Below are 13,657 nucleotides of genomic sequence, written 5' to 3' on the forward strand. Positions count from 1 at the left end.
TCGCCAAAATTGACGACGAAAATATATGACTACCAATCTAAATTAATTAAGAAATTGCGCAATTTGGCGAAGTCATCAGGCATATAATGGGAAAGCAGTGTCATATCTTTTCTTTCTGCCAGTGCTGTTGGTAGTGAAATGGATTTACCTAAAATATTTTCAACAACTTCTTTAAATTTTGCCGGATGTGCTGTTCCTAAAAATAGACCATACTCACCATCTTGTAGCTGATCACGTAAAGCGCGATATGCGATCGCACCATGAGGTTCAGAGAGATAACCTAACTGATCAAGCTCACGGACAGATTGTATTGACACCTCATCAGAAACAGATGCATGTCCCAATGATTTCAATACCCAACCTTCGCGTTTGTAGATTTCTTCAATACGAGGCCAGTTATTAGGCTGGCTTACATCCATTGCGTTTGATAAAGTTGCCACAGTTGCATGAGGTTCCCATTTACCTGTTTCTAAGTAACGTGGAACGGTATCGTTAGCGTTGGTTGCGGCAATAAAGCGTTTAATAGGTAAACCCATGGTTTTAGCCAGTAAGCCAGCTGTGAGATCACCAAAATTGCCACTAGGAACTGAAATAACTAATTGTTCACGCTGTTTAGGTGTCAACTGTGCAAAAGCTTCAAAGTAATAACATATTTGCGCCAGCAAACGACTAACATTAATCGAATTTGCCGAATTTAAACCTATGCTTGTTTTTAACTCCTCATCATCAAAAGCTTTTTTAACCAGTGCTTGGCAGGCGTCAAAGTCACTTTGAATGGCAATAGTGTGAATATTATCGCCCAGTGTACAAAATAACTTTTCTTGTAACGGACTAATTTTGCCTTCAGGATATAAAATTACCACACGTATATTAGGTAAATGATAAAATGCATGCGCAACAGCAGCACCAGTGTCACCGGATGTAGCTGTAAGAATCGTGATTTTTTTATCCACCGCAACTTGCACTAAAGCTTGCGCCATAAATCTTCCACCAAAATCTTTAAACGCAAGAGTTGGACCATGAAACAATTCTAATGAACCAATATCCGCCGTTATTGATTTTACTGGCGCTGGAAATTGAAACGCATTTTGCACCAGCCTATGCATATCTTCTGCACTGATTTCATTACCAATGAACGCCGATAAGATTTTGGCACTTCTGGTTATAAAATCGAGTTTTAGTAGCGATTGTATTTCATCGGCAGTAAATTTAGGTAAATCTTGTGGGAAAAACAGACCTTGGTTTTTACCAAGTCCCTGTTGCACGGCTTGTGCAAAATTAACCTGCTCTGAATGATCTTTCAAATTGTACAATTTCATAATATATTCCAATAATCTTTAGGTCTAAACTGCTTACAGTTGTTATTAAAAGTTGGAATTAATCCAACATTCTCATATATCAAATTAAACTCAAATAACTCTTGCGCCTTGGGTATCTATTTTACAAATATGAGTAAAACCATCCTCATTTTGTAAATAATAACTTTTGAGCAGTGCTTCAATTTGTCGTGCTGTTTCTAGTTTGTCTGCAATCACAAACATTGTCGGGCCAGATCCAGAAATACCCGAGGCTAACGCACCAAGTTGCTTAACTCTTTTTTGGGTTTCATCAAAATTAGGTAATAATTGTTTACGATAAGGTTCTGCAATATTATCGCACAGCATAGTTGCTGCCAATTTTGGTTGTTTGGTATAACAAGCATGAAGAAAACCACCCACATATCGACCATGTGCAACACAATCTGCTTTTTGATATTGCGCAGGTAAAATAGCACGTGCTTCCGCAGTTGAAACTTTAATTCCTGGATAAGCCATTACCCAATACCAATCTTCGAAATGAGGTATTGATTCACTAATTATACCCATTTCATCAAGTATTAATTGCATTCCACCTAAGTAACAAGGTGCGACATTATCATAATGAACACTGCCAGAAATCCGTCCTTCAAGCTCACCCATCATAGAAAGCATTTGAAACTGATTAAATGGTTTATTAAAAAACTCATTTAAGGCTACAAACGCGCCAACCACGGAACAAGCACTGGAACCTAATCCAGAACCAATTGGCATATTTTTTTCGAGTGTTATATTAACGGGTAATAATTTACCTACTTCTTGGCAAAAACGTTGCCAACATTGATAAACAATATTGTATTTAGGATCACGAGGTAGTTTTTTAACAAATTGACCTTTACTAATAAGATTAAAATCTTTAGACGATTCAATGGTGATACAGTCTCCAAGCCTCTCCCCACTAATTGGATGAATAGCCGCACCTAAAATATCAAAACCAACACTGATATTAGCCATTGATGCAGGTGCATAAACAGTTAAGGATTTATGACTCATTTAACCTCCGAATTTACCTGATGTGGTACGTAAAATATCAGCAAACACACCTGCTGCTGTTACATCATTACCTGCACCATAACCACGCAACACCAGAGGAATCGGATGATAGTAACGAGTATAAAATGCTAAGGCATTTTCACCATTTTTAACTTTATAAAGCGGATCTTCACTATCAACTGCAACAATTTTTACACTACATTGGTTGTTTTCAATACTGCCAACATAACGTAAAACTTTACCTTCTTTTGCAGCTTGCTCTGACTTGGCCTTAAACTCACTATCCAATTGTGGCAATTTAGCCATAAACTCATCAATACTACCTTGTGCATATTGTGCTGGTAAAACAGATTCCACTTCGATCTGATCGAGTTCTAACTGTAATCCGGCTTCACGCGCTAAAATTAATAACTTTCTGGCAACATCTGTTCCTGATAGATCATCACGCGGATCGGGTTCGGTGAAACCGTTTTCTTTCGCTAGCTTAGTTGCTTGAGAAAGTGACATACCTTCGTCTAGTTTACCAAAAATAAAAGAGAGAGATCCCGATAAAATGCCAGAGAATTTGATTAGTTCATCACCTGCATTAAGTAAATTTTGTAGGTTTTCAATAACTGGTAATCCAGCGCCAACATTAGTATCATATTGGAACTTACGCTTATTTTTTGCTGCTTCTTGACGCAAACGTAAATAATATGCCATAGAACTGGTATTGGCTTTCTTATTTGGTGTAACTACATGAAAGCCATTAGCTAAAAAGTCAGCATATTTATCAGAAATTTCACTACTTGATGTACAATCTACTAAGATTGGATTGAGGAGTCGATTATTTTTAGCAAACTCAATAATTGCATCTAATGAATAAGGTGTTTGACTATGTTTGATTTGCTCACGCCAATTAGATAAATCAATACCATCCCGATTAATAACGCTGTGTTTAGAATTAAATAGACCACAAACATGTAAATCAATTTGTTTGTTTTTAAGCCATTTTTGTTGGCGCCCTATTTGGTCAATCAGTGCGCCACCAACACCACCTACTCCAATAACAAAAACATCTAACATTTTATCTGTCCCAAATAGCATTTGGTGAGCAACACGAACACCCATTACCGCAACATCATTATCCACAACAACAGAAATTGAACGTTCAGAAGATCCTTGGGCTATGGCAACTATATTAATGTTGGCCCTGGCAAGTGCTGTAAAGAAGTTTGCTGATAAGCCACGCAATGTACGCATACCGTCACCGACAACAGAAATTATGGCAAGCTTTTCAATCATTTCTATTGGTTCTAGTAATCCATCTTTTAGCTCTAGATAAAATTCATCACTTAAGGCTTCTTGCGCTCGATTTAGTTCAGCTTGAGGCACACAAAAACTTATACTGTATTCAGAAGATGATTGGGTAATAAGTACCACTGAAATGCCTGCATAAGACATAGCTGAAAATACCCGTGCTGACATGCCAACCATACCTTTCAAGCCAGGACCAGACACATTAATCATGGCCATGTTATTTAAATTAGTTATACCTTTAACTGGTGTGGTTGAGTCAATCACATTGGCGCCAATTAATGTTCCTGGAGCATCAGGATTATTAGTATTTTTGATTAAGCAAGGAATTTGGAATTGCGCAATTGGTAAAATAGTACGTGGATGAAGAACTTTGGCACCAAAATAAGATAGTTCCATCGCTTCTTGATAAGACATAGTTTTAAGGAGTTTAGCATCAGGTACAATGCGCGGATCACAAGTATAAACTCCATCAACATCAGTCCAAATTTCACAACAATTGGCACGTAAACAAGCTGCTAACACGGATGCTGAATAGTCAGATCCATTACGTCCAAGGACGACCAATTCACCTTTTTCATTACCAGCTGTAAAACCAGGCATTAAAATAATATCTTCTTGAGGTATTTGCATTTGTTTAATGCGACATGTAGATTCGGCAATATCCACAGTTGATTCTAAATAATCACCCTGTGCTAATAGCATAACCATTGGATTGATGACGGTAACTACATGACCTTTTGCTTTAAGTAGTTCTTGCATAATTGCAATCGATAGTTTTTCACCACGACAAATAATTGAGGCATTAATGCTATCGGGACATTGTCCTAATAAACGAATACCTTCAAGTAATTGCTTAACATGATTTAATTCATTTAAGGCAAAACGTTTCATTTCTTGATAAGCAAAATTAGGTTGTGCTTTTGATAGTCCTTCTAAAAGATCTGCAAAAATTTTTTCAGCATCATAAATATTATTATGAATATCTTGCCCAGCAATGGTTTTTTCAACCATGGCAACTAAATGATTGGTTATTTTAGCTGGAGCAGATAAAACCGTGGCTGTCTGTTCTTGCTTAGCATTATTTTCAATAATCTCTGCAACACGCAAAAAACGTTCGGCGTTAGCAACAGATGTTCCTCCAAATTTTAAAACTTTCATATCACACCTTTATTTATTATTTTAATTTCTTTCCGTCCATTACTATTTAAATTACCTAATACAAAATTTGTCGTTAAGTATTAAACGAATTTTTATAGAACCAAACCCTGACACTATTAATTGGTTATTTATTATTACTCTTTTATTGATATTAAATACTTCTTTTGCTTACAAAATAAAAACCCGCCTTTTTTGGCGGGTCTTTTAATTTTTTTAGGAAAAATCAACCCGCCCTATTTCTAATAATAGTGCCTAAGGTACCAATAATGCCTAAAATACTTGTTACCATTGTCATTTTTTTTCCTAAATAATTTATCAAATAAAATTCAAAACAAAACAGCCCGACATTTTCATGTCAGGCTGTAATTTTAAAAAACCTTTTTACTATTTTCGTACTCATTGACTACTTTATTTAACGCTTGATAGATATTTTCAACATTTTGTTTTTTTAATGCTTCATCAAGGATATTTAAATACGACAACATTAATTTTTGATTATCTTCGGCAAATTGTGGCGATATTTCCTGATCTTCATATAACATCACATAAGTACGCGCAAATCCAAAGATCAAAAAATACACTGCCGCATTTTTGGGATCTTCTTGGATCAATGTTTGCATTGCTCTACGTAATTTTACGTAAGTATCAGTACCGGGCAAACTTGTCGCAAATGTTTTCGTTACTTCAGAAAATGTCATTGCAATAAACCTCTATCAAATATATAAGAGAAAAGGATAGCAATCCATTAACATAAGTGCAAGTCTATTTTGTTTATCAACAAACAATTTTTTGGCTATCAAATTGTATTAGTGTATCTGCATTTATTATTTCATGCAGATACTGAATTTAAAGTTGTTACATTGTTCCTTTATATACAGCAAGACCAGCTTGAGCCTGAGCAACTGGCATTATTTCAATAGAATTAACATTAAAATGTGCAGGTGTATTGACCAGCCATGATACCGTATTGGCAATATCTTCAGCTGTAATATATTCTACTCCCTGATAGACTTTAGCTGCCTTCTTGTCATCACCGTGAAACCGAACATTCGAAAATTCGGTACCACCACATAATCCAGGTTCAATGTTGGTTACTCTTATTTTTTTACCAAGTAAATCTGTGCGTAAATTAGCACTAAACTGTTTAACAAATGCTTTAGATGCCCCATAAACATTGCCACCTTGGTAAGCATATGTGCCAGCAACTGAACCAAGATTAATAATATAACCAGTGTTGCGTTCAACCATTTTAGGCAAAATTTGATGAGTTAAATGTACAAGTCCAATGATATTAGTATCTATCATGGTTTGCCAATCATTATAATCCGCCTCATAAGCTGGCTCTAAACCAAGTGCTAGTCCAGCATTATTTACTAAAATATCAATTAATTGAAAATTCTGTGGTAATTGTTGCAAAATAGATTCCACTGCATCTTTTTTTGTCACATCTAATGGCAATGGCAAAAAGTTATGAGCTAATTCTTCGGCAAGTTTCTGTAATTTATCTGCTCGTCGAGCAATACCCACGACTTTATAACCATCTGCGATTAATTTACGACAAATAGCTTGACCAAAACCTGACGAAGCACCTGTAACCAAAGCTGTATTCATAATAAATCTCCTTGAAATGTTAAATTACAGTTTAGGCATATTTTTATTATATTTTAGATAAGTAGATAAAAGATAACATAAAAATATACTCAAACATATACTTAACCTGAAACATTTTTACAAATGATTTCGATTGAATCTAACAAAAACCCGCTAGTTAAGCGGGTTGATGTTTAAAATTTCACTTGGCAACTTCTTCGATTGGTTCTTCATCTTTTAGCGGAACAATTAAGGTGTCAATATGAGTATTATTAATAAGTTGGCGAGCTGAAGACATTAATTTACTCCAAAAATCTTGATGGTGACCACAAACTACAAGATCAGCACCATATTCTTGAATTGCTTCAATTAATACTTGTCCAAACTCACCGTTTCCAGAAAGAGTATGAGCAATTGGATAACCTGCATCATTTGCAAGTTTGTTCAATGCGATATGTGCATCTTCACTAATTTTATCTTTCATATCATTCATATTAATATCAACTAAACCAGTATAAAGATCGGAATAATTAATACCAACGTGAATCAATGATATTTGCGCATTATATGGCCTTGCCATAGAAACTGCTTTTTCGACAAGAACTTCACTTTCAGGTGATAAATCAACTGCGACTAATATATGTTTATAAGCCATGATATTTTACTCCTTCCTCTTTTAGACTTCCTGGTTAAGTTTAAAATCAATACCCTATTTTTACTACTAAATTAGTTTTTGAGCAAGCCAAAAAAGTGACGCAGATAACAAAATTGATATTGGAAGTGTTAAAATCCAGGTCAATGCAATATTTTTTATGGTTTTGCTTTGCACTCCACCACCATCAACAATCATCGTCCCAGCAACAGATGAAGAAAGAACTTGAGTTGTCGAGACCGGCATTCCAGTATAACTTGCGATACCTATGGATAATGCGGTAGTAATTTGTGCACAAACACCTTGTGCATATGTCATACCTTTTTTACCAATTTTTTCACCAATAGTAATAGCCACTCGTCGCCAGCCTATCATTGTTCCGATAGCCAGAGCAGAGGCAACGGCAACAATAATCCAAATAGGCGCATACTCAACTGTTTTAAGTAAATTATTATTTAACGATTTTAGATATTGCTTATCTGCTGTTGAAACTTTAGTTTGCTTAGCTACATGAGAAACCGTATCTGATAGACAAAGCAAAATACGTCTAGTTTGTAAACGTTGGTCAACAGTTAGTGTGTCATAATCATTGATTTTATTAAACAATGAATTAGCGATTCCTAGTGTGGTAAATGAACGTGAATAATCACAATGGTATTTATTTAAATCACCTACAGGGACAGTCGTATCTACTGCTGACTGTTTACCGATAATAGTATCAAGTTCATCATTATGGGTAGTAAAATACTCTTCAATATTATGAATTGCATTGCGTGTATTAGTAATATCGTAAGTAGTTGCACTCATATTTACAATAAAACCAGCCGGTGCAATCCCCATTAATACTAGCATTAACAGGCCAATACCCTTTTGCCCATCATTGGCACCATGTGAAAAACTAACACCAGCAGCTGAGATAATTAACATTATACGTATCCAAAATGGGGGTTTTTTCTTACCATATAGTTTTTCTCGCTGTTCTGGTGTCATAAATATACGTTCTCTTTTCTTACTACTTTTTTTACTTTGACTTTTACGCGTCCAATATTTTCGTAATAAAAATATCATTAAACCAGCAATGACTAATCCTACAACAGGGGAAATAATAAGAGATAAAAATATCTGAATCATCTTAGGAATATTGAGTGCATCAATAATAGAGGTATCCATAATAAATGCATTCGCAAGGGCAACCCCAATAATTGAACCGATTAAGGTATGTGAACTAGATGCGGGAATGCCAACATACCAAGTACCTAAGTTCCAAATAATAGCTGATAATAAGATTGAAAAGACCATCGCAAGTCCATGCATTGAACTTACATTAAGCAGTAGATCGGTTGGTAAAAGATGAACAATTGCGTAAGCAACACTAAGTCCACCTAGTAGCACCCCAAAAAAATTAAACATCCCCGCCATAAAAACAGCAAGTTGTTCTTTCAATGCCCTAGTATAAATAACAGTTGCTACTGCATTAGCCGTGTCATGAAAGCCATTAATTGCTTCGTAAAATAACACAAAAAGCAATGCTAAAGCTAATAATACAATGGTTGAAAACTCTAAATCAGCAAATAGATGAAACATAATATATCTTTCTGTTGTTAATAGCGGGACTATTATCCTTGAGAATAGGATAATGAGCAAAACAATTTTTATTTTTTTCTTTTAGCGTTTGGCATAACGGGCAGCTAAAAAAGCACAAATCATTAATTGGATTTGATGAAAAATCATTAAAGGCAAAATCATTATCCCCATTACGGACATGGGAAAAATGACACTGGCCATTGGAATACCGCTTGCCAGACTTTTTTTAGAACCACAAAATACTATCGTAATTTCATCTTCTTTATTAAAACCAAGAAGTCTTGAACCATAAGTTGTGATAACTAATACCATAGTTAATAATAAAATTGAAAACAAGATAATTTCCAAAAGAGATAAAAAACTAATTTGTGACCAAATACCATTAGCCACCGCATCACTAAAAGCGACATAAACGACTAATAAAATTGATGTTCGATCGGTTTTTGCGATCACACTTTTGTATTTTTCTATCCATTTAACAAGAAAACGCCGTGATAGATGTCCAATAACAAAAGGTAACATTAATTTCAACATAATAGAGGTTATTGCATCGATAATATTCATTGAACCGGCAGTTTGTGTATGCATTAAGAGTCCAACCAAAAGTGGGGTAATAAAAACACCTAATAAAGTTGATGCTGATGCACTACAAATTGCCGCTGCAACATTACCTTTAGCGATAGAGGTAAAAGCAATAGCTGATTGTACTGTTGCTGGTAAAACACAAAGATAAACAAATCCTAAGTATAAATTTGGGGATAAAAATCTTGGTACTAGCAATTGCATTGCCAGACCTAATAGAGGAAAAATAACAAATGTAGTAATAAATATTACACAATGGAGTCGCCAATTTTTTATGCCAATTATAATCGCTTGAAAAGAGAGTTTGGCACCATGCATAAAAAATAGTAAACCAATGGCAAAAGTGGTTAAGTATTCAAAAACAGTTTTAGTCTCACCTTTACATGGAAATAAACTTGCGGTAATAACAACACCAATTAATATTAATAAAAAAGTATCGATTTTAAAACGCTGCAAAATGTTCATAGTGTTCAAGGTAACAAGTTAAAAAAAACGCCACAGATGTGGCGATATAATTAAGGGATACAGATTTACTCTAAGAAACTACGTAGTACATCAGATCGACTTGGGTGACGCAACTTGCGTAATGCTTTGGCTTCAATCTGACGAATACGTTCACGTGTAACATCAAACTGCTTACCAACTTCTTCAAGTGTATGATCGGTATTCATATCAATACCAAATCGCATACGTAACACTTTCGCTTCACGAGGTGTTAAACCTGATAAGATATCACGTGTCGCACTACGTAAACTTTCTGATGTTGCTGCATCTAACGGTTGTTCTAATGCCGTATCTTCAATAAAATCACCTAAATGTGAATCTTCATCATCACCAACAGGGGTTTCCATTGATATTGGCTCTTTAGCGATCTTCAATACTTTACGAATTTTATCTTCTGGCATTTGCATACGTTCAGATAATTCTTCTGGTGTTGGTTCACGACCAATTTCCTGAAGCATCTGACGTGAAATACGGTTTAATTTATTAATTGTTTCGATCATATGTACCGGAATACGGATGGTTCTAGCCTGATCAGCAATAGAACGTGTAATTGCTTGTCTAATCCACCAGGTAGCATATGTTGAAAATTTATATCCTCGACGATATTCGAATTTATCCACCGCTTTCATTAAACCAATATTACCTTCTTGGATAAGATCTAAGAACTGTAATCCTCGGTTAGTATATTTTTTGGCAATTGAGATAACCAGACGTAAGTTAGCTTCAACCATCTCTTTTTTGGCTCGACGTGCTTTTGCCTCACCAATAGACATACGTCTGTTAATATCTTTAATTTGCTCAATAGATAGACTTGTTTCGGTTTCAATTTGTTGTAAAAGATTAATCTGATCCACTATCGGGTCTTCAAATTCTTTTAAATTAGCAGCAAATGCACCTTTAGCAGTTAAGGCTTTATTATACCAGTTCATGTTATTTTCATTACCTGTAAAATAAGTCATAAACTGTTTTTTCGGCATTTTGCATTGTTCGACGCAGATCTTCATAATTACACGTTCATGTGCTCTTACTCGATCCATCATGCTTCTCATATTATTAACAAGAATATCAAACTGTTTACCGACTAAACGAAATTGCTTAAAGATTTCAGATAAATTTACTATTTCTTGCTGGGCTTTTTTATGGGCACGCCCATATTTTTTGATGGCAGCAGATGTTTTATCATGTTGCTCTTTTAATTCAGCAAATTTAGCTCTTGCTACTTCAGGATCGATTGAGACATCATCATCAGCTGAGGCGTCACTATCTTCATCCTCGTTTTCATCATCATTATCATCAAGTTCAATTTCAGTTTCAGTTTCACTATCTTCTAAATCTACTGGCAGTTCTTCAGTTGATTCTTCAGCATTTGGATCAACAAATCCAGTGATCAAATCAGATAAACGGACTTCACCTGTTTCAATTAAATTATACTGTTCTAGCAGATAAGTAATTGCTTCAGGATATTCTGATACAGAAGTCTGAACCTGATTAATACCATCTTCAATACGCTTAGCAATATCAATTTCGCCTTCACGTGTTAATAACTCTACCGCACCCATTTCACGCATATACATGCGCACCGGATCGGTTGTTCGACCTATTTCTGACTCAACATTAGATAATACTAATGCAGTTGCTGCTTCAACGGCTTCTTCATCAGGGACATTATCTGAAAGTAGTAATTCATCAGAATCAGGGGCTTCTTCAAGCACTTGAATCCCCATATCATTAATCATTTGGATAATATCTTCAATCTGATCTGAATCAATAATCTCTTCAGGCAAGTGATCGTTGACATCAGCATAGGTCAAGTATCCTAACTCCTTACCTCGTATGATTAGGAGTTTTAGCTGTGATTGAGAATTTTGCTCCATATAAGGTATCCACTTTTAGTTATTCGGTCATGTAAGTTTTATATCTAGAATAATACACATCATTATAGATATATTATGTATATTTAGTCTTTTTTTGATAAAACAAGTATTAATGTCGCTAATTCTTTTTTTTCTGCGGAGCTTAAGCCCGAGACTCTTTCTTTGGCGATTAATTCGTCTTGCCTTTGGGCAAGTATATTATCATATAACTCTTTTAATGTATGACAAAAAATTAAGGTTATTTCGTCATCCTGATAATGATATTCCCATGTTGCTAAACGATTTAACTGTTTATAAAATGGTCTATCGATACACTCAGTTAGTAATTGGGCTGTATTTATATTAGGATAATGTTGACATAATTCAAGTAGTTCAATAAAAATTTCGATACCCGCAAGTTTTACTTGGCGAATCGTTTCGAGATCTGTGACCTGTTTTGCCAGCTGGGGATATTGAATTAATAGACCAATTAAAATACGCATCGTGGTTAATTTCATATTTGATGCTGGTGCTTTTTCTACTTTTTTTTCGTCACTTTTGTAACGACTTGAATAGATTAACTGTTCAATTTGTGATACATCAAGTAATCCTAAATAATTCCCTAAGCGTTGCAATAAGTTTAATCTAAATGCTTTGGCTTTAACTTGATCAAGTAATGGCAAAGCGAGAGAACTTAATTTGGCTTTACCTTCAGCCGTTTTTAAATCCACTTGTTTTAATAATTCATCAAATAAAAATTTAGATAAATTTGGTGCTGATTTTAAATAATCTTCAAAGCCTTGTTTGCCAATTTTGCGAACTAAACTATCAGGATCTTCATCTTGTGGTAAAAAAGCAAATGTTATATCTTTACCATCAATCAGACAAGGTAATAATACATTAAGTGCTCGCCAAGCAGCACTGCGTCCAGCGTTATCACCATCATAACAAAAAATCACTGAATCGGTTGCCCTAAACAAAAGTTTAATATGCTCTTCTGATGTTGCCGTGCCTAACGCCGCAACGGCATAATCAATACCATATTGAGCAAGCGAAACCACATCCATATAACCTTCCACAATTATCAATTGTTTGGGATTACGATTGACTTCCTGAGCTTCATAAAGTCCATATAATTGGAAGCCTTTATGGAAAATAGGTGTTTCTGGTGAATTTAGATATTTTGCTGAATCATTGATGATAGTTCGTCCACCAAAAGCAATGACGTTACCTTGTCTGTCACGAATGGGGAACATAATTCGTCCACGAAAGCGATCATAGTGATTACCACTTTCATTATTAACCGACATTCCCGCTTTCTCATAAAGTATGGCTTCATCTTTGGTTTTAACAACATGTTGAAAAGTTAATTGCCATTCATTAGGAGCAAAACCGATTTTATATCTAGCGACAATTTCAGCATTAAGACCTCGTTGCTCAAGATATTCTCTCGCCTCTTTTGAGGTTGGTAAAGCTAACTGCTGCTGATAAAAATTAGTCACTTTTGCCATCAGTGTATAAAGATCGCGACGAACATTTCGTGATTCAATCTGCTTTGCTTGATCGTGTTGATTGTTACTATCAGCTGTATAAGGAACACGAACCCCTTGCATACTAGCTAATTCTTCAATTGCTTCTGGAAATGATAAACGCTCATATTGCATTAAAAAACTAACAACAGAGCCAGATGCACCACATCCAAAACAATAATAGATTTGCTTTTTTTCGTTGAGCGAAAAAGAGGCGGTTTTTTCATCATGAAAAGGGCAACAACCAAAATAGTTATTACCTTTCTTCTTCATTTTAACGCGTTTGCTGATCACATCAAGAATGTTAGTGCGAGCAATCAAATCTAGAATAAAATCGTTAGGAATAAGACCTTTCATGATAAAAATTCACTAAGATTGATATTACACAAAGACAACAAGCCGTATAGATGACGGCTTGTTAAAATTCTTTCTATCTAAAATATAATAAATTGTTTTTTAGTATAAATATTAGTATAGACGAGTGCGACGAGCGTTTTCTCTTTCTAATTTTTTAGCATGACGTTTAACTGCCGCTGCTTTTGCGCGTTTACGAATAGT

10 protein-coding genes and 1 pseudogene are annotated in these 13,657 nt (G+C 35.1%); all 11 read right to left on the reverse strand.

What is annotated here, in order from left to right:
* Positions 1-29: 29 nt before the first annotated feature.
* The gene (thrC, locus tag Q0K76_RS08380) at positions 30-1,319 is read right to left on the reverse strand and encodes a threonine synthase (RefSeq protein ID WP_294614241.1); all 1,290 of its coding nucleotides are present in this window, start codon (positions 1,317-1,319) and stop codon (positions 30-32) included.
* Between the two features lie 90 nt (positions 1,320-1,409).
* On the reverse strand, positions 1,410-2,348 hold the full coding sequence (gene thrB, locus Q0K76_RS08385) for a homoserine kinase (RefSeq protein ID WP_294614244.1): 939 nt from the start codon (positions 2,346-2,348) through the stop codon (positions 1,410-1,412).
* Positions 2,349-4,805 carry a bifunctional aspartate kinase/homoserine dehydrogenase I gene (thrA, locus tag Q0K76_RS08390; protein WP_294614247.1) on the reverse strand — a complete coding sequence of 819 codons (2,457 nt, stop codon included), beginning with the start codon at positions 4,803-4,805 and terminating at the stop codon, positions 2,349-2,351.
* Positions 4,806-5,173: 368 nt separating this feature from the next.
* The gene (locus Q0K76_RS08395) at positions 5,174-5,503 is read right to left on the reverse strand and encodes a hypothetical protein (protein WP_294614250.1); all 330 of its coding nucleotides are present in this window, start codon (positions 5,501-5,503) and stop codon (positions 5,174-5,176) included.
* A 157-nt stretch (positions 5,504-5,660) separates the two neighbouring features.
* A complete protein-coding gene (locus tag Q0K76_RS08400) occupies positions 5,661-6,416 on the reverse strand; it encodes an SDR family oxidoreductase (protein WP_294614253.1) in 756 nt (251 codons plus the stop codon).
* 181 nt (positions 6,417-6,597) lie between these two features.
* On the reverse strand, positions 6,598-7,050 hold the full coding sequence (gene uspA, locus Q0K76_RS08405; RefSeq protein WP_294614256.1) for a universal stress protein UspA: 453 nt from the start codon (positions 7,048-7,050) through the stop codon (positions 6,598-6,600).
* 66 nt (positions 7,051-7,116) lie between these two features.
* Positions 7,117-8,631 carry an inorganic phosphate transporter PitA gene (gene pitA, locus Q0K76_RS08410; RefSeq protein WP_294614259.1) on the reverse strand — a complete coding sequence of 505 codons (1,515 nt, stop codon included), beginning with the start codon at positions 8,629-8,631 and terminating at the stop codon, positions 7,117-7,119.
* An 81-nt stretch (positions 8,632-8,712) separates the two neighbouring features.
* Positions 8,713-9,678 (reverse strand): bile acid:sodium symporter family protein, encoded by a 966-nt coding sequence (locus Q0K76_RS08415; RefSeq protein WP_294614262.1) that lies wholly within the window; start codon positions 9,676-9,678, stop codon positions 8,713-8,715.
* Between the two features lie 65 nt (positions 9,679-9,743).
* The gene (gene rpoD, locus Q0K76_RS08420; protein WP_294614265.1) at positions 9,744-11,591 is read right to left on the reverse strand and encodes an RNA polymerase sigma factor RpoD; all 1,848 of its coding nucleotides are present in this window, start codon (positions 11,589-11,591) and stop codon (positions 9,744-9,746) included.
* An 83-nt stretch (positions 11,592-11,674) separates the two neighbouring features.
* The gene (dnaG, locus tag Q0K76_RS08425; protein WP_294614268.1) at positions 11,675-13,456 is read right to left on the reverse strand and encodes a DNA primase; all 1,782 of its coding nucleotides are present in this window, start codon (positions 13,454-13,456) and stop codon (positions 11,675-11,677) included.
* Positions 13,457-13,567: 111 nt separating this feature from the next.
* A pseudogene (gene rpsU, locus Q0K76_RS08430) lies at positions 13,568-13,657 on the reverse strand (30S ribosomal protein S21); the annotation flags it as partial.

The sequence above is a fragment of the uncultured Gilliamella sp. genome (genome assembly GCA_945271295.1).
In the GTDB taxonomy this organism is placed as follows: Bacteria; Pseudomonadota; Gammaproteobacteria; order Enterobacterales; family Orbaceae; genus Gilliamella.

What these genes read in the sequence shown, in the direction of transcription:
- thrC (WP_294614241.1), bottom strand. Translation starts at nt 1,319, where the DNA reads ATGAAATTGTACAATTTGAAAGATCATTCAGAGCAGGTTAATTTTGCA.
- thrB (WP_294614244.1), bottom strand. Translation starts at nt 2,348, where the DNA reads ATGAGTCATAAATCCTTAACTGTTTATGCACCTGCATCAATGGCTAAT.
- thrA (WP_294614247.1), bottom strand. Translation starts at nt 4,805, where the DNA reads ATGAAAGTTTTAAAATTTGGAGGAACATCTGTTGCTAACGCCGAACGT.
- Q0K76_RS08395 (WP_294614250.1), bottom strand. Translation starts at nt 5,503, where the DNA reads ATGACATTTTCTGAAGTAACGAAAACATTTGCGACAAGTTTGCCCGGT.
- Q0K76_RS08400 (WP_294614253.1), bottom strand. Translation starts at nt 6,416, where the DNA reads ATGAATACAGCTTTGGTTACAGGTGCTTCGTCAGGTTTTGGTCAAGCT.
- uspA (WP_294614256.1), bottom strand. Translation starts at nt 7,050, where the DNA reads ATGGCTTATAAACATATATTAGTCGCAGTTGATTTATCACCTGAAAGT.
- pitA (WP_294614259.1), bottom strand. Translation starts at nt 8,631, where the DNA reads ATGTTTCATCTATTTGCTGATTTAGAGTTTTCAACCATTGTATTATTA.
- Q0K76_RS08415 (WP_294614262.1), bottom strand. Translation starts at nt 9,678, where the DNA reads ATGAACATTTTGCAGCGTTTTAAAATCGATACTTTTTTATTAATATTA.
- rpoD (WP_294614265.1), bottom strand. Translation starts at nt 11,591, where the DNA reads ATGGAGCAAAATTCTCAATCACAGCTAAAACTCCTAATCATACGAGGT.
- dnaG (WP_294614268.1), bottom strand. Translation starts at nt 13,456, where the DNA reads ATGAAAGGTCTTATTCCTAACGATTTTATTCTAGATTTGATTGCTCGC.